Origin of the sequence: Candidatus Nitrosacidococcus tergens, assembly GCF_902810445.1 — a bacterium.
Taxonomy (GTDB): Bacteria; Pseudomonadota; Gammaproteobacteria; order Nitrosococcales; family Nitrosococcaceae; genus Nitrosacidococcus; species Nitrosacidococcus tergens.
On the sequence record NZ_LR778175.1, the window covers coordinates 1,089,569 to 1,106,522 of the forward strand.

15 protein-coding genes and 1 tRNA gene are annotated in these 16,954 nt (G+C 38.5%); 7 read left to right on the top strand and 9 right to left on the bottom strand.

Annotation, left to right across the window (positions count from 1 at the left end; all coding sequences use genetic code 11):
• The gene (leuB, locus tag NSCAC_RS05270; RefSeq protein WP_197743809.1) at positions 1–1,095 is read right to left on the bottom strand and encodes a 3-isopropylmalate dehydrogenase; all 1,095 of its coding nucleotides are present in this window, start codon (positions 1,093–1,095) and stop codon (positions 1–3) included.
• Between the two features lie 7 nt (positions 1,096–1,102).
• On the bottom strand, positions 1,103–1,750 hold the full coding sequence (gene leuD / locus NSCAC_RS05275) for a 3-isopropylmalate dehydratase small subunit (protein WP_197743810.1): 648 nt from the start codon (positions 1,748–1,750) through the stop codon (positions 1,103–1,105).
• A gap of 102 nt (positions 1,751–1,852) precedes the next feature.
• Here leuD and NSCAC_RS05280 point away from each other — a divergent pair, with 102 nt between their 5' ends.
• The 5 genes from NSCAC_RS05280 (at position 1,853) to NSCAC_RS05300 (ending at position 6,130) form a co-directional block, all read left to right on the top strand.
• Entirely contained in the window at positions 1,853–2,752 is a 900-nt protein-coding gene (locus NSCAC_RS05280; RefSeq protein ID WP_197743811.1) for a site-2 protease family protein, read from the top strand.
• Between the two features lie 9 nt (positions 2,753–2,761).
• The gene (locus tag NSCAC_RS05285; protein ID WP_197743812.1) at positions 2,762–4,060 is read left to right on the top strand and encodes an MFS transporter; all 1,299 of its coding nucleotides are present in this window, start codon (positions 2,762–2,764) and stop codon (positions 4,058–4,060) included.
• Positions 4,057–4,602, top strand: coding sequence for a DsrE family protein (locus tag NSCAC_RS05290; RefSeq protein WP_197743813.1), 546 nt, complete (start codon positions 4,057–4,059; stop codon positions 4,600–4,602). The genes NSCAC_RS05285 and NSCAC_RS05290 overlap by 4 nt, the downstream gene beginning before the upstream one ends.
• A gap of 22 nt (positions 4,603–4,624) precedes the next feature.
• The gene (locus NSCAC_RS05295; RefSeq protein WP_197743814.1) at positions 4,625–5,212 is read left to right on the top strand and encodes a 5'-methylthioadenosine/S-adenosylhomocysteine nucleosidase family protein; all 588 of its coding nucleotides are present in this window, start codon (positions 4,625–4,627) and stop codon (positions 5,210–5,212) included.
• 204 nt (positions 5,213–5,416) lie between these two features.
• Complete coding sequence (locus NSCAC_RS05300; RefSeq protein ID WP_456298418.1) at positions 5,417–6,130, top strand: c-type cytochrome; 714 nt, start codon at positions 5,417–5,419, stop codon at positions 6,128–6,130.
• A gap of 36 nt (positions 6,131–6,166) precedes the next feature.
• On the opposite strand, the gene NSCAC_RS05305 is transcribed toward NSCAC_RS05300, so the two are convergent.
• The 7 genes from NSCAC_RS05305 to NSCAC_RS05335 all read right to left on the bottom strand — a co-directional run bounded on the left by NSCAC_RS05305 (position 6,167) and on the right by NSCAC_RS05335 (position 13,435).
• Entirely contained in the window at positions 6,167–6,673 is a 507-nt protein-coding gene (locus NSCAC_RS05305) for an NADH-quinone oxidoreductase subunit B family protein (RefSeq protein ID WP_232085890.1), read from the bottom strand.
• A 9-nt stretch (positions 6,674–6,682) separates the two neighbouring features.
• Positions 6,683–8,224 (bottom strand): hydrogenase large subunit, encoded by a 1,542-nt coding sequence (locus NSCAC_RS05310; RefSeq protein WP_197743815.1) that lies wholly within the window; start codon positions 8,222–8,224, stop codon positions 6,683–6,685.
• Positions 8,221–9,669, bottom strand: coding sequence for a hydrogenase 4 subunit F (locus NSCAC_RS05315; protein WP_197743816.1), 1,449 nt, complete (start codon positions 9,667–9,669; stop codon positions 8,221–8,223). Before NSCAC_RS05315 ends, NSCAC_RS05310 begins: the two co-directional genes overlap by 4 nt.
• A 3-nt stretch (positions 9,670–9,672) precedes the next feature.
• Positions 9,673–10,266: a hypothetical protein gene (locus NSCAC_RS05320; protein WP_197743817.1), complete on the bottom strand. Its 594-nt coding sequence runs from the start codon at positions 10,264–10,266 to the stop codon at positions 9,673–9,675.
• A gap of 62 nt (positions 10,267–10,328) precedes the next feature.
• On the bottom strand, positions 10,329–11,282 hold the full coding sequence (locus tag NSCAC_RS05325) for a respiratory chain complex I subunit 1 family protein (RefSeq protein ID WP_232085891.1): 954 nt from the start codon (positions 11,280–11,282) through the stop codon (positions 10,329–10,331).
• Complete coding sequence (gene hyfB, locus NSCAC_RS05330) at positions 11,273–13,279, bottom strand: hydrogenase 4 subunit B (protein ID WP_197743818.1); 2,007 nt, start codon at positions 13,277–13,279, stop codon at positions 11,273–11,275. The genes NSCAC_RS05325 and hyfB overlap by 10 nt, the downstream gene beginning before the upstream one ends.
• A gap of 79 nt (positions 13,280–13,358) precedes the next feature.
• Positions 13,359–13,435, bottom strand: a tRNA-Arg gene (locus NSCAC_RS05335).
• Positions 13,436–13,566: 131 nt separating this feature from the next.
• Here NSCAC_RS05335 and NSCAC_RS05340 point away from each other — a divergent pair.
• Both NSCAC_RS05340 and NSCAC_RS05345 read left to right on the top strand, forming a co-directional pair.
• Positions 13,567–15,660: a TonB-dependent receptor gene (locus NSCAC_RS05340; protein ID WP_197743819.1), complete on the top strand. Its 2,094-nt coding sequence runs from the start codon at positions 13,567–13,569 to the stop codon at positions 15,658–15,660.
• Between the two features lie 113 nt (positions 15,661–15,773).
• Positions 15,774–16,811, top strand: a complete 1,038-nt coding sequence (locus NSCAC_RS05345; RefSeq protein WP_197743820.1) for a fatty acid desaturase family protein — start codon at positions 15,774–15,776, stop codon at positions 16,809–16,811.
• Positions 16,812–16,954: the final 143 nt, after the last annotated feature.

The window sequence follows — 16,954 nt, forward strand, 5'->3', positions numbered from 1 at the left end:
TCAAGACGAGTAATCTACATTAGTGAGTGCTGCAACAACTGCGTCTCCCATAGTATCTGTACTAACTTCAGTCGTATTAGGAGCATAAATATCTGACGTGCGTAATCCTTGAGCAAGGACAATACCTACCGCTTCTTCAATGCGTTGAGCATATTTAGGCATATCTAATGAATAACGAAGCATCATAGCCACTGAAAGAATAGTGGCTAAAGGATTGGCAATACCTTTTCCAGCAATATCAGGTGCTGATCCATGGATGGGTTCGTACATTCCTTTACCTTGCTCATTTAAAGAAGCTGAAGGGAGCATACCTATAGAACCAGTAAGCATAGCAGCACAGTCTGAAAGAATATCTCCAAACATATTCGTGGTGACCATTACATCAAATTGTTTTGGATTGCGCACTAACTGCATTGCCGCATTATCTACATACATATGGCTTAACTTTACCTTTGGAAAATCCTTAGCTACATCAGTAATAATTTCACGCCAAAATTCTGTAGCTTCTAATACATTGGCTTTATCTACTGAACATAAACGACTATCTCGCTCCATTGCGGTGGTAAAAGCAACTTTAGCAATTCGTCTAATTTCGGATTCTCGATAGACAAGGGTATTAAACCCTTCTCGTTCACCCGTATCAGTTTGCCGTATTCCTCTAGGTTGACTAAAATAAATACCTCCCGTCAGTTCCCGAACAATCATAATATCTAGATTGGATACTACTTCTGGCTTTAACGTAGAGGCAGCAGCTAGTTGGGGATATAGAATTGCTGGACGTAGATTAGCAAACAGTCCAAGAGCAGAACGAATACCTAAAAGCCCTTTTTCTGGTCGCACTTTAATATCTAAAGATTCCCATTGGGGTCCCCCTACTGCACCTAGCAAAATAGCATCTGCATGCTGGGCAAGCTCTAAAGTTTCTTTGGGTAAAGGGACGCCCGTTGCATCATAGGCACATCCACCAATCAAACCAAAATCTAGAGCAATGTCTAGATTCCAACGGGTTTGTAATAGCTTTAATATTTTCACTGCCTCTGCGGTAATCTCTGGTCCGATCCCATCTCCTGCTAAGATTAAAATTCGCTGAGTCATTTATTTTTTAACCTAGTTTTTGAAATAACCAAGGTGTTTCAAGCTTCTTTTGAGCTTCATAGGCACGTATTTCATTAACGTACTGCAATGTTAAACCAATATCATCTAATCCCTTGCTTAAGCAGTGTTTGCGAAACTCATCTACTTCGAAAAATAGTGCCTCTCCCGTAGGTAAAATTACTTCTTGAGCGGGGAGATCTATCGTTAAATCACAGTGAGGCTGCATTTCTGTTAATTGAAAAAGCTTATTAATATCACCTTCATTCAATATAATAGGTAGTAACCCATTTTTAAATGCATTGTTATAAAAAATCTCAGCAAAACTAGGTGCAATAACCGCTCGAAACCCATAATCTACTAATGCCCAAACTGCGTGCTCTCTACTTGATCCGCAACCAAAGTTTTTTTGTGCAAGTAGTATTTTAGCATCCTTATATTGAGGCTGATTAAGCACAAAATCAGAATTAATCGGTCGGTTATGGCAATCTTTATCTGGCGATCCCTCATCTAGGTAGCGCCATGAATCAAATAAATTAGGTCCAAAACCGGTACGTTTGATAGATTTTAGAAACTGTTTAGGAATGATTGCATCAGTATCCACATTAGCATAAGGAAGAGGGGCAATAAGGCCTCTGACTAAAGTAAACGCTTCCATAATTAAAGTTGCTCCTATAAGAAATACAATAAAGCTCTATATTATATTTTTATATAATATATATTTTTTCCAGTTATATATAAAAAAATCATAGATGTAAAGATGAAAATTAAATTATTTCCTAAAATATACTGCGGTCAGATTGCTTATATTAAAATTTATCTTGACTGGAGTCTCTCCATTATGTTCTTTTTAATTACGCTGGGAATGGCCACAAGTATATTTCCTAGTTGGCATCCAGAATGGAGTATATGGACTCTTTGGATATTATCGGCGCTAGCTGCACTTTTTTTTATCTTATCAATTTTAGTTCATGAACTCTCCCATGCGTTAGTCGGCCGAGGAAAAAATATAGAAGTAAAAAACATTACCCTTTTTGTCTTTGGAGGTGTAGCTCAGTTAGAACACGAGCCTCATACTTGGCAAGCTGAACTATGGATGGCATTTGCGGGGCCTATTGCTAGCATAATTCTGGGGGTAATTATTTTAATAATAAGTATTTTAACAATGGATCTAGACTATATAAAAACTGTAGATTCAGTACATGTTTTAGAATCTCTAAGCCCTTCTACTACTTTATTATTTTGGTTAGGCCCTATTAATATTTTCTTAGGGCTATTTAATTTAATTCCAGGGTTTCCTATGGATGGAGGGAGAGTATTAAGAGCGGTACTTTGGGGAATTACTTACGACATTAGGCGAGCTACTTTTTGGGCATATCGAGTAGGTCAAGTTTGTGCAGGATTATTTATGGGGATAGGAATAGCTACAATTTTAAATTTTCCTATTATCCCTTTTTTAGGTACTGGATTAATAGGCGGTTTGTGGTTTATTTTCATAGGATGGTTTTTATACCGATCTGCTCAAATAAGTTATGATCAGTTATTAGAATTATTAGCTCAAGAAGCCTTTGCATCCTTACCTGCTTATCAAAAAGTGTTTATAAAAATTATACAGTTTCTTAAATCCCATAAACATCCTAATTTAGGATGTGGGAAATAATCAATATATATGAAAAAAAATACAACCACCTATCCAGTATCTAAGGCTGCCTTATTCTCATGGGCACTTTATGATTGGGCAAGTAGCTCTTTTTCTGCGATTATCACAACCTTTGTTTTTGCTGCTTATTTCACCAAAAAGGTGGCAGAAAATGAAACGATTGGCAGTGCTCAATGGGGAAATACCCTTGGCATTGCTGGTATGATCATTGCGTTTGCAGGTCCTATCTTAGGAGCTATTGCGGATCAATCTGGACAGCGCAAATTTTGGATTTTTGGATTTACTGCCCTATGTATTATTTCCACGGCTTTTTTATGGTTTATTAAACCAGATTCTAGCTATACTTGGCTGGCTTTAGGCTTAGTAGGATTAGCTACCCTAGGAACTGAATTTGCCTCTATTTTTTATAATGCGATGCTCCCTGATTTATCCGGATCCAAACATATTGGACGGTGGTCTGGTTGGGGTTGGGGTATTGGTTATATGGGTAATGTGCTTTGCTTAATTATTGCTCTATTAATTTTTATTCAAAAAGGGGAACAATGGTTTGGGCTTCATACTGAATCTGCCGAACCAGTGCGTGCTACTTTTCTTTTGGTAGCCCTATGGTATTTTCTTTTCTCGCTCCCTTTATTTCTAATGACTCCTGATTCTAGAGGAATAGGAAAACCCATATCTCGAGCAATAAAAGATGGAATAGGACAACTTTATAGCTCTATTAAAAATATACGCCAATATCGCTATATTGTTCGTTTTTTCATTGCTCGAATATTTTATATTGAAGGACTAGCAACCTTATTTACTTTTGGTGGGGTATATGCAGCAGGAACCTTTAATATGGATGAACAGAATATACTACTGTTTGGGATTAGCTTAAATATTACTGCTGCTTTTGGTGCAGGTATTTTTGCATGGATTGATGATCGGATAGGTAGTAAACAAGCAATTTTAATTGCTCTGATTGGGTTAATAGTCTTTGGTACTTTAGTTTTGTTGGTGAAAACTGCAAAACTTTTTTGGTTGTTTGGCTTATTGCTCGGGGTATTTGTAGGACCAGCACAAGCAGCTAGTCGTTCTTTTTTGGCAAAAACAGCACCAAGTACATTAAGAAATGAGATGTTTGGTCTATTTGCTCTCTCCGGTAAAGTCACCTCTTTTTTAGGTCCTTTATTAGTAGGTTGGAGTACTTATTTTTCTGGTAGTCAACGGATTGGTATGAGTACCATTGTGATTTTCTTTATTATAGGCTTTATTATTATGTGTAGTGTGCCTAATGCTGAAAGTTTAAATGAGGAAGAAACAATATGAACCATAAATTATCTATTGCTCTATTATGCCTGTTATTTACTTACCAAAACGCTATTGCAGAGGATAGTGTTTGGCAAACTCCTGCTATTGAAGGAGTTGGTAAAATACATCCTCTACCCCATGCTACTCACCAACCAAGTAAAAACCAAACCTACAAAGTTGTATTTTGGCTAACCAAAGGAAGTGATGATCCTAAAAAAATGAATTTTGCCTTGGATAGTGTAGCCAGAGCAATTAATTTATATGCCAGTGCAGGCGTATCCTCAAATCAACTTAAATTTACTGTAGTCGTTTCGGGTTCTACTACCGATGCAGTGTTGAATGATACTCATTACAAAGAAAAATATGGGGTAGATAATCCAAACTCACCACTTATTAAAAAGCTAATCGAGGCAGGAGTGGAGTTACTTGCTTGTGGTCAAGCAGTGGCAACTCATGGTTATCAAAATAATTGGCTTAATCCTCAAGTGAAAGTAGCTCTATCTGCCATGACCACCAGTATTGAATTGCAACAACAAGGCTATGCTTTAGTTACTTTTTAATATTTCTACAATAGTATTTAGCGTGAATAAAAATAAATTAGTTATTGAAAATATTGAATATCATAATCCCCTATTTGTTTTTGCAATTAAGGATGAAGAGGTAGGGAAATTTCAGGATTTCCCTTTGTTGTTCACTGGAGTAGGAAAAATTAATGCAGCCTATGAATTAACTAAAATAATTTTGAAAAATAGGCCAGATATTATCCTCAATTTAGGTACAGCAGGAAGTAATGTTTTTAAACCAGGAGATGTAGTGTGTTGTACTCAATTTATTCAAAGAGATATGGATGTCACTGCTCTTGGTATCGAAAAATATCAAACCCCATTTACTGATGAACCTTTCTTATTAGAACATGGTATTCAAATTAATAGATTAAAATTAGGTATTTGTGGAACAGGTGATTCATTTGAGACAGCTCACAATACGTCAGATTATAATGTATTAGATATGGAAGCTTATCCATTGGCTTTCATTGCCAAAAAAGAGCAAATCCCTTTTGTTTGTATTAAATATATTACGGATAGTGCAGGCGATAATTCTGCTCAAGAATGGAATCAACAATTAATGAAAGCAGCAGATAAATTAAGAGAGGCGGTATTTGATAGATAAAAAGAACGTAATTTTTATTGCCTGTTTTTTTTTATAGGTTGGACTACTGCTAAATATCATTATCAAAATCTACTCACTGAAGCTACACACGCTAAGATAATAAGTGGTGATCGTGAGGAGTATACATCTTTTATCCCTCCATCTGATTCACAAATTCCAAATGATACTTTTGGATCATTAGTACGTGAAGGTTATGAAATCTTTATCCATACTCGGGAAAAAGCAGGGGCTTATGTAGGCAATGGGCTAAGTTGCAAAAACTGTCATTTAGATAGAGGTCGCCAACCCAATGCTATGCCTCTATGGGGAGGTTATGGGTTATATCCTCAATATCGAGAAAAAAATAAACGGATTATTACCTATATAGAGCGATTACAGGATTGTTTTCTATATAGTATGAATGGGAAAAAACCTCCGATTGATAGTGAAATTCTAACGGCTTTAGAAGCGTATTCTCATTGGCTATCTAAGGGAGTAAAAATCGATATTCCTCCTGAAGGATCAATTTTTCTTAAATTCACTCCTCCTGAACAGCCGAATTATCAGAGAGGTCAAACGGTCTTTAATGCTCAATGTGCCATCTGTCATAGTCAAGATGGGCAAGGACAAAAGATGGGTAAAGACTATCTATACCCTCCTCTATGGGGTAAGAACTCCTATAATTGGGGGGCAGGAATGGGTAGATTAGATACTGCCGCAGGCTTTATTAAAGGAAATATGCCTTTAGGGCAAGAAAATAGCTTAAGTGATCAGCAAGCGTGGGATGTAGCATTTTTTATTAATGCTCATGAACGTCCTCAAGATCCTCGGTATACGGGAAACTTGGCAGAGACCAGAGCAAAATATCATAATACCCCCTACTCTCTTTATGGCACTCAAGTTAATGGAAATCTTGTAGGGCTTGGAGCTAATGATTAATTCTGATTCTATACTTTAAAGTTAGGTAATGAGTACCTAGTCAAAAAGTGCAAGTAGGCCTTCTAGCAATTGAATCGGTGATGGTGGACAACCCGCAATCTTAAGATGAACTGGTAGTACTTTATCAGCACCACCCTCGCATGCATAGCTATCTTTATAAAATCCACCACAGGTAGCACAATCACCCACCGCAATTACCCACTTTGGTTCAGGTATCGCTTCATAGGTACGAAGTAATGCTTCACGCATATTTTTTGTTATAGGTCCAGTGATAAGCAATACATCAGCATGGCGTGGTGAAGCGACAAAGCGTAATCCAAATCGTTCAAGATCATAATAAGGGTTATTTAGAGCGTTAAGTTCAAGTTCACAGCCATTGCATGAACCTGCGTCAACAAGTCGTAGGGATAAACTACGGCCAAGTCGTTGGCGAGCCTTAATATCCAAATCTGCAGCCATGCGAGTAATTTCTAGACTAGTTGGAGTAGTTAGCTTTTCAGTAAATGGACCACGTATCAGGCTTTCCAAGAGTATCTTATGCACGGATTTTCCTTAAAGATCGGATCCAGAGTAAGAACAATTAAAAGATTTATTGCAAATTGGAAAATCAGCAACAATATTGCCGTCAATGGCAGACTCCAAAAGTGGCCACTGGAACCAAGAAGGATCACGCAAATGGCAGCGTTCAATTCGGTTGGCAGCATCAATCCGAACCCAAGCTAGAATATCACCACGAAATCCTTCAATAATCGCCATCCCTTCTCCTGATCTATTTGTAGAATTTTTGCTTTCTGCTCGTATCGAACCTTCTGGCAGCTTAGCAAGAATTTGCTCAATCAAATGAATAGATTGCTCTACTTCATAAATACGTACCCAAATGCGAGCATTTACATCACCACTCTGCAGTACTGGAATTTCAAACTCCAATTCGTTATAGGGAGGATAGCTAGGCCAGCGTCTGGCATCGCAATAGCGACCAGAGGCACGACCAATAAATCCACCAGCACCAAACTGCTGAGCAAATCCTGCTTGCAAAGTTCCTGTTCCAATGGTGCGATCCTGCAGCGATGCTGTGGTATCGTAAAGTTCCACAAGTTGCTGAAAGCGAAGACGGATACTTGCCATTAGAGCAGTGATGCGTGTAATGCTAGCACTATCAATATCAGTAACGACACCTCCTGGAAAAATGCGATCCATCATTAATCGATGGCCAAAGGAAGAAAAAGATTCACGAAGAATTTGTTCTCTTAGCACTGAACAATGAGCAAGCATAATAGCAAAGCCACCATCGTTACAGATTGCACCAATATCACCCAGATGATTTGCAAGCCGCTCCAATTCTGCCATAAGTGCACGTAACCAGACAGCACGTACTGGCGGTGCCCAATTGAGTGCTGATTCCACCGCATGTGCAAAAGCTAGGCCGTATGCAACCGTTGAATCGCCAGAACAGCGTGCTGCCAATCGTGCTGCCTGTTCCAGATCAGCGCCTTGAAGAAGGCTTTCAATCCCTTTATGAGTATAGCCAAGGCGCGCTTCAAGACGAACAATTGTATCGCCATCAGCACTGATACGAAAATGGCCTGGTTCAATAATACCCGCATGAACTGGACCAACGGGTACTTGATGCACGTTATCTCCATCAACAGAAAGAAAAACATATTCTTCTTCGTTTTGCTTAGCATCACTCTGCTGAGTTGCAATAGGAGTTTGCTTACTCCATTTACCATGATCTAACCAAGGACGAGTATCAGGTAACCCTACTGGAATTAGCCCAAATAAGTCTGTAACGGCACGTTCTAATCGAATAGCAGGTGGATGCATACACCCTACAGATGGGTAGTGACCTTCTGGACAAGAAAAAGTTAGCACCAAAATTTTACTAAGATTATTGGTATCTGCAACTGCTAAATGGATAGTTTGAGGTTCCCCCCAAAGTCCCATAAGAACTAGGGTACCATGGTTCAGACGATCAATGGTCGCCATCCAAACATCGTGCTTTACTTTTATTCGAGGCCACGGACTATGCTCAGCAACAATTTCTCCGTACAGATCACCAAGCGAATCGGGTAAACATAAATCAGATACTGTCATTTGAGTAGATCTGCAACATTCTGGAATAGGGAAACTACTATGCTTGGCATATGAAGTCCACTTATCAGAACCAAACTAAGATGTATAAATATAGGTAAATAGGATATACGTACCGGTATCTGAGATCCGTTAGGTTCACCAAAAGCAACAGATCCTAAGCATAACAATAATGCACCAAGTGCAAGTAGCAATCCAAAAGCTATAAGTACAGCAAGTATTGGGGCATGTGTAAAAGTTGAAGTGATTAATAAGAACTCGCTCATGAAAATTCCAAAAGGCGGTAATCCAGCAATAGCAATCACCCCAATTACAAATGTCCAGCCTAGGAGAGGGTGACTACTAGTTAAACCATGGATGTCAGTAATTTTTTGTGTACCTTTTACTTGTGTGATATGTCCGATTGAGAAAAAAATAGCAGATTTAGTCAAGCTGTGCATCACTATCTGTAAAAGACCAGCAAAATTACTAAATGGACCACCTATCCCAAAGGCAAAAACAATAATCCCCATATGTTCGATGGATGAATAAGCGAACATGCGCTTGATGTCGTAGCATCGATAGAGCATAAAAGCAGCAAACATTAGGGATCCAAGACCAAATGAGATTATGAATGGTTCCACTGGGATTGTTTCTGGATTTGTAGTAATAATCATTTTAAATCGAAGTAATGCATAAAGTGCTACATTTAAAAGCAATCCTGAAAGCACCGCAGAAACCGGAGTGGGCCCTTCAGCATGGGCATCTGGCAACCAAGCGTGCATAGGCACTAGGCCAATTTTAGTACCATAACCAATTAAAAGAAATATAAAGGCAATATTTAATAATAAAGGGTCAAATGTAGCTGCATAGTGTTGAAGATTAGTCCATGCCATTGCATCTAAACCTTCGCTAAGGGTAGATGATACTGCCGAAAAGTAAATTAAGATTGTGCCAAACAATGCTAAAGCAAGACCCACACTACTTAAAATGAAATATTTCCAAGCCGCTTCTAGTGCTTTATGGGTTCGATAGATACCCACCATCATGATAGTTGCAAGAGTAGCCAACTCAAGTGCTACCCACATCAGGCCGATATTATTCGTTGTCAGTGCTAGATTCATACCAAACACCATCAACTGAAACATTCCATGATAAAAACGTAGATAGTTAGGGGTAAGCCGCTCTATCTCTAGTTCATATCTCACATAGCTAGCACTGAAAATACTCGTTGTGAACCCTACAAAAGCATTGAGGATGATAAATACTATACTGAGATTATCAATAAACAGTAGGTTACTTGTTATTGGTGGTTGGTGATAATACAGTAATAGCGCAAAAAGTAACACAGTAGCACTCGCAAACGTATTGAGTTGTGTCGACCTGTGATAATCTCGCACCAAAGCAAGTATTATGGCTGCAACAAGTGGAGTAAGAAGTAATGGAATAATAAAATTTAGTGTAGGCATGCCCTACTCTTTACGGAATTGATTTATGGTATAGAGATCAACAGTATCGAAGCGTTCTCGAATACGGAACAGATAGATACCAATGACAATAAAAGCAATTAATACGGTAAGTGCAACACTCATTTCTACGACTAAGGGCATACCACGTACTCCAGTACCTGCAAGATTTAACCCATTTTCAATGGACATAAATCCAATAACTTGGCTGATGGCATTACGTCGTGTGACCATGATTAAAAGTCCAAGCAGGATGACAGAAAGGGCGAAAGTTATATCTTCTCGAACTAAGACACTAGATTTTGCAGTGACATGTAACATTAAATCTATGGATAAAGCAACTAAGCCGATTCCTAGTAACATTGTCATGCCAATCCCTACAGTTGCTTCAATTTCTCGTTGTAACCCCATACGTACTACCATACGGCGAAGTGCTATTGGAATAACAATAGTATTGAAACTAAGTGTGATCAAAGCAGTTATATAAAGTTCAGATTTGTCTTGAATGTGTGCTTGCCATGCTACTGATAAGGTTAAAAGTAAGGAATGTAACGATAGGATGTTGATGAGTGGTAATAATCGATTCTGGTAAAGCATCATAAAACTAACTAAAACCAGACTACCAGCAAATATGTGAGCGATATCAAAGAACAATGGTGATATCATATATCTTTTGATACAAATAGTAATAATGTACCTAGCAATCCAAGCATAAGTGCAATGCCAAGCAGGTTAGGTATACGAAATACACGCATTTTAGCGATACTCATTTCTAGCACTGATAGTAGAAAGCCAGCTACAATCACCTTCACGAAGTAGACTACAAGAGAGATTCCATAAGCTAGAATCCCTGCCCTCTCAGTAATTAAACCAAATGGAAAGAAAATGCAGACAATCATTGAGATATAAAGTAGTAACTTTAAGGAAGCTGCCCATTCGATTAATGCAAGGTGGCGACCAGAATACTCTAGCACCATCGCTTCATGCACCATAGTTACTTCAAGATGGGTTGATGGATTATCGATTGGAATACGAGTATTTTCTGCTAGTGCAATAATAATCAGTGCAATAAGTGCCATTGCCAATGAAACACGTAGACCTTCCATATTTACCATGAAAGTAGCAATAGTTGACAGTTGTGTTGAACCAGCAACAAGTGCAACTGTGAATACCACCATAATCATTGCAGGTTCTACCAAAGATCCAATCATAATTTCACGACTGACCCCAATACCGCTAAAGCTGGTTCCGATATCGAGTGCTGCAATAGTTTGAATAAAACGTGCGGTACCAAGTAGTGCTACGATAGCAATAAGATCACCTGCTTGGCTAAATAGAAGATCAATTTGAAAGGTCGGCACAAGGGCAGCGGCTACCCAAGTAATAGCAAAGATGAGATAAGGTGCTGCTCGAAATAACCAAGAACTATTATCAGCAAGAATAATATCTTTAGCAAATAGACGCTTTAGATCCCGATAAGGCTGAAAAATTGATGGGCCTATCCGACGTTGCAGTTGTGCTTTTATTTTTCGTACCATACCAGTCAATACTGGAGCCAGCATCAAAACGAGCATCATCTGCCCCAGTTGTACTGCAAGCATAGATACTATCCCCATATGGCAAGTACTACTAACAGGATAATTAGCGTAATAAAAACAAAGCTAAGATAACGGCGAATAGTAAGAAATTGGCTACGACTCAAGTAGGTTGCTGATATGCTGATAATATTTGTAATTGGCGTATATAGGAACTTCCAAACAGGATCCTGTAGGAATCTATGTAAAATAGCGGGATGATTACTTCCAGGGTGCGGAATTTCTACTTGCTCATGTGCTGAAAACACGACTGTAGCAAATACTTTTCGGATAGGTTGTGCTAGGCTGGTAGCAGAGTATTGTGCCATATTGCCAAGGTTTGAGTATCCACAACCCCAAAATGGTACTTTACGTACGGTACGAGAGGTAAAGTAGCGAATTATGATAACCGCAAGACTTGTGGAGACCACAATAAAACTTAACAGCAATAGACCGTTATAAGAATTATAACTTTCTAGCATTGGTGTGATGGAAACCCAAGAATTATTTGTTTGTGACGATATCTGCCCACCAACTAATATAGTTGTGACTGGTTGAAGCCATTCAAGAATCATTCCCGGAAATACACCAACTACTAAACAAAGGATAGCACAAATGAGCATTCCAGAGAGTGACCAGCGATCTGATTCAACAGCTTTAGCAGCAGCTTCAGTACGAGCACGACCTAGATAGGTAGCACCAAAAGTACGTATAAAACAAGCAGCAGCAAAAGCAGCTGTAAGCGCAAGCAGAACACCCATCGCAGGAATTAATAGTTTTAACCCCATTTGTGGTAACTGAGGACTAGCGAGAATACTTTGGAAAATCAACCATTCGGATGCAAAACCATTCAGTGGGGGTAATGCTGAAATTGCCATGCTAGCAATAAGGAAGGCAACAGATGAAACAGGCATGCGATGGATAAGACCACCTAGCCGCTCCATATTTTGCTCTCTAGTTGCTACAACGATAGCACCTGCTCCAAAAAATAGAGTAGTTTTGAACAACATATGGTTGAGACTATGAAACAGGGAAGCGATCAGTGCTAGCGCAGCAATATTAGTATAGCCACTTGCTTTAAAAATAAGTGCTAATCCAATAGCAATAAAGATAATACCAATATTCTCAATAGTGCTGTAAGCAAGCATACGCTTAAGATCGGTTTCCATAAGTGCATATAACACACCAATTACCGCAGTTATACCTCCCAGTAAAAGAGGAGGCAGACTCCACCACCAAGCAGGATTTCCCATTAGATCGAAAGTAATTCGAATAAAAGCATAAATAGCAACCTTAGTCATGACACCACTCATCAGTGCCGAAACATGACTTGGTGCCGCTGGGTGAGCAAGCGGTAACCAAACATGCAATGGAATAAGCCCTGCTTTAGAGCCAGCACCAATCACCGTCAATATTAGTATCGGCACAGCAAGTTCCGGTGATAGAGAGTGGGTGCGAATAGCCTCAAACGTGTAATCATCAAATGTACTAGCAGTACTAGCAAATAACCCAAAAACGAACAGCAGGATGAATGCACTAAAACTAGCCATGATTAGATAAACCAATCCTGCATAAATTGTTTTTACTAAATGATGATGTGCCATAACTAATGCCCATGATGCTAACGACATTAGTTCCCACGCAAATAGAAAGCTATAGACATCAGCAGCAACAACTACGAGATTCATAGCTGCAATAAATAGAGGATAGAAAGGAAGTACTCGGTGAGGTTCTGTTTCGTGCTGTCCGTACCCAAGTGTATAGAGAGAAGCACTTGCTGCACCAAAATTGATAATAGCAAGAAAAACACATGCAAGTGAATCTAGATAAAAATGCATACCAAGCCAAGGTAGCCCGATTGGGAGAATAATCCGAGATGGCACTTGATTGATTGACAATACAGCACTGATACATAGTACAAGAGAGATTATGAAACAAGCACTATATACAATAGTAGTGGCAATATTATGACGGATAAAAGTAAACAATAATGGTGCTATACCAAGCAACCCTACAATACACACTAATATTACCAGCATAAGGAATTAAAGGATGTTGGTTTGAATTATGGATATGTTTAGTCAGGCATAAACCCTGAAATGAGATTCTGTGCTGGAATGGCGCGCCCGGAGAGATTCGAACTCCCGACCCCCTAGTTCGTAGCCAGGTACTCTATCCAACTGAGCTACGGGCGCTAAGATGATCCCTTATTATGATAGAATAAACAGGAAAATTCAATATACCATTTTTTACTTTCTCAAGAAAAATCTATCAGTTTTTAGGTTGTAGAACCTACAATCTTTTAATCCAAGGAGAATTATAGCTAATGATAAATAGAATATTTCTCATTTTTTCTAGATTTTTTATTTTAAATTCTTTCTGTATATTCACAACCCCTATTCATGCGGATCAAAAATCTGAGGAAATTAATCAAGCAGCTAAAAAATTAGAATCTATAACAGTAACGGCTCCTTTCCAAGTTGATAACCTATTTGATCTAGGTACATCCAAAACTATATTAGAAGGTAACAACTTGCATATGAAAGCAGCAGACACGATTGGTGAAACCTTAAAACAAGAATTAGGTGTTTCTAACCAATCTTTTGGTCCTGGTGTAGGTAGAGTAATGATTCGAGGTCAAACTGGACCTCGAGTACGAGAGCTGTTTGATAGTATTGGCAGCAACGATGCATCATCTATTAGTCCTGATCATGCAACAACAGTTGAACCGTTACTTGCCGAACGGATTGAAGTGCTACGTGGACCAGAATCTCTATTGTATGGTAGCGGTGCTGTAGGTGGCGTGGTTAATGTGATCAGCAACCTTATCCCAGAATCTCAATTTGAACATATATTTAGTGGTGGTGTGGAACAACGCTATAATAGTGTTTCTAATGAAACTGCCTCTGTAATGAAGCTAGAAGGAGGTAGGGATTCTATCGCTTTTCATATCGATGGTTTTTACACCAAACGAGATAATATGTCCATTGGCGGGCAAGCCATTGATGAAGTTGCAGCTCATGTTAGTGATCCTAGCTTACCTAAAAATCTAGAGAACCCCCATGGAATATTACCTAATACCTTTGGAGAATCTATAAGTGGATCAGTAGGTGCTTCTTGGGTGGGTAATATAGGTTTTGCCGGGATAGGAGCTAATCATTTAGAGAATAATTATGGTATTCCCCTTGATGGCACTGGGGATGAAACTACCCGGATTGCACTACAACAAAATAGATATGACTTTAAAAGTAAATTAAATAATCCCTTTGAGTTTGCTCAATCTTTACGAATGCGTCTAGGTTATACAGATTATCAGCATACTGAGATCACCAATGGTGAAGCTAGTGATTTCTTCATGAATAGAAGCTATGAAGGTCGTATAGAATTAACACATCAACCCCTCAGAGATTGGAATCGAGGCATGATAGGTATCCATGCCATTGCAAGTGACTTTACTGCTTTTGATAAAGGTGATGGAGATACCCTTATCCCTCATTCTCAAATCAATAATTTTGGCGTGTTTGCAGTAGAAAATTTTGAGACTGATCTCATTACCTATCAGTTAGGGATGCGAGTAGAAAATGATAGTATTGTCCCAGAAAATTTATCCGGTTTTAACTATACGCCCATTAGCGTTTCTGGATCTGCACTGTGGAAAATCAATCATCAAAGCAGTCTTAATCTAAGTCTTGCACGTGCTGAGCGTGCACCTCAGGTACAAGAATTACTGATGAATGGCTATCATGATGCTACCCGTAGTTTTGAGCTAGGCAATACCCATCTTAAAAAAGAAACTTTTTATAATTTAGACTTAGGTTATGAATTCAATAGTAATTGGATGCATGCTGAGTTAAATCTTTTCCATAATTGGGCAGAAAATTATATTTTCCAGCAACGAAACGGTGAATTGGCTACTGAAGAAGGAAAAATTTGCCCATCTAATGTTTCTTGTGCCCCTGTAGTAGTAACAAGCCAAGCAGCAGCAACTTTTAAAGGATTTGAAGGAAAACTTGAGTTCCCACTCATGGAAAATCAATATGGATTAGTTAACCTGACCTTATTGAGTGATTATACTCGTGGTCAGTTTACTACTGGCGGTGATGTTCCTCGCATGCCACCACTGCGTTATGGTTTTCGAGTAGATTACGCTAAAGATAATAACCTTTCTGCTCATCTACAGGTTCTTCGTGCTAATCGGCAGAAATATGCAGGCCAATTTGAAGCACCCACAGCCGGTTATATATTACTAGATTTAGGAGCACAGTATCGAATAGAATCTTGGCAAGTTGCAGAATTTATGATTTTTGCAAAAGGAACCAACCTGTTAAATCAAAATGTTCGTAATGCGACTTCCTATCTACGTAATTTTGCTCCTGAACCGGGACGAGGAGCGGAAATTGGTATTCGAGCTAATTTTTGACTGTACGATAAATCAATAATAAATATATTTAATGAAATTTGTTATTAAATTTTAAATTAAATTAACTCATTCTAATTGCTATAGATAATTTTGATCAATTAATTAAAGAATAAGTGATAACAACAAAAAATATAGATACATCAGAAAAAAAATTAGATCCTATAAAATCTTCTCGTTTACCTAAGGGGTACGTTCCATCACCAGAGCTTAAAAATCAACTTAGAGAGTTAATGCAAACCAATCCATGGATAAGCATAGCAGCATATATAATGGATTGGGGGATTATTGTAGGAGTAGCAACCATTTCATGGTGGGTATTTTCTATACTCGGCATAGGAATTACCCCTCTATTCATATATTTAATAGCTGCACTCATCATTGCTTCAAGACAAAAAGGTTTAGAAAATATGATTCATGAAGCCTCTCACACTAACTTAACTAGAAATCGTAAACTTAACGACACGATATGTTATTGGGCAGGTGCCATGTGGCTTCATCCAGGATTAACTCTTGAGGATGAAAGGAAAGATCATGTTGAGGGACACCATGGTTTTTTCTGGGATCCAGTACGTGACCCAAAGTACCGAGGGCATAAAAGCTCTGGGCTCAATGATCTCCCTCAAAAAACTAAGTGGAGCGCTATATATATCTTAGTACGTGCTTTAGCACGCTCTTATAGATGGAAACTATTTTCTATTATCAAAGGTGGCTCTTTACTAAAACCAGCTCGATCTTCCTATGAAATGGCTCGTAGAATAGTTGTTATTCTTACCATAGTAGCACTAGCTTATCTGGGTCTTTTCACTCCTTTTATTCTCTACTTTTTTATACCAGCTATTTTATTTCTTCCAATAGTTAGCTTTATAGCACAAATGTCGGAACATGCGGGAGCAATTGGAGATACTGAGTTTGATAAAACAAGAAATAAACTTGGTTTTATACAAGAGTATTTCTTTCATCCTCATGGAGATGGCTACCATCTCGTACATCATCTCTATGCCGGTATTCCACATCATCAATTAAAAAACGCTCATAATCTACTCATGCAGGATCCTGTGTATCGAGCAGGAAACCATTGCTATGCACTAGGACTATTTCCTAGTAAAAATCGTAGCGTACTTTCCGATCTAGTTCGTACTGAAAGTATATGAAGGTTTAAAACTAGGTTTAAGATCAGTGATTATTTTTCGTGCAATATGCAATAGGCTGGGCAAAATTGATAAGCGTTGCATTACCCGCTATCTCATAGCCATCAGCTATATCTTTATATTTTAAAAATAAAATGATTAGGAAA

Excerpts from the sequence above, each read along its gene's own strand:
- leuB (WP_197743809.1), bottom strand. The coding sequence starts at position 1,095 with ATGACTCAGCGAATTTTAATCTTAGCAGGAGATGGGATCGGACCAGAG.
- leuD (WP_197743810.1), bottom strand. The coding sequence starts at position 1,750 with ATGGAAGCGTTTACTTTAGTCAGAGGCCTTATTGCCCCTCTTCCTTAT.
- NSCAC_RS05280 (WP_197743811.1), top strand. The coding sequence starts at position 1,853 with ATGAAAATTAAATTATTTCCTAAAATATACTGCGGTCAGATTGCTTAT.
- NSCAC_RS05285 (WP_197743812.1), top strand. The coding sequence starts at position 2,762 with ATGAAAAAAAATACAACCACCTATCCAGTATCTAAGGCTGCCTTATTC.
- NSCAC_RS05290 (WP_197743813.1), top strand. The coding sequence starts at position 4,057 with ATGAACCATAAATTATCTATTGCTCTATTATGCCTGTTATTTACTTAC.
- NSCAC_RS05310 (WP_197743815.1), bottom strand. The coding sequence starts at position 8,224 with ATGACAGTATCTGATTTATGTTTACCCGATTCGCTTGGTGATCTGTAC.
- NSCAC_RS05315 (WP_197743816.1), bottom strand. The coding sequence starts at position 9,669 with ATGCCTACACTAAATTTTATTATTCCATTACTTCTTACTCCACTTGTT.
- NSCAC_RS05320 (WP_197743817.1), bottom strand. The coding sequence starts at position 10,266 with ATGATGCTTTACCAGAATCGATTATTACCACTCATCAACATCCTATCG.
- NSCAC_RS05325 (WP_232085891.1), bottom strand. The coding sequence starts at position 11,282 with ATGGGGATAGTATCTATGCTTGCAGTACAACTGGGGCAGATGATGCTC.
- hyfB (WP_197743818.1), bottom strand. The coding sequence starts at position 13,279 with ATGCTGGTAATATTAGTGTGTATTGTAGGGTTGCTTGGTATAGCACCA.
- NSCAC_RS05340 (WP_197743819.1), top strand. The coding sequence starts at position 13,567 with ATGATAAATAGAATATTTCTCATTTTTTCTAGATTTTTTATTTTAAAT.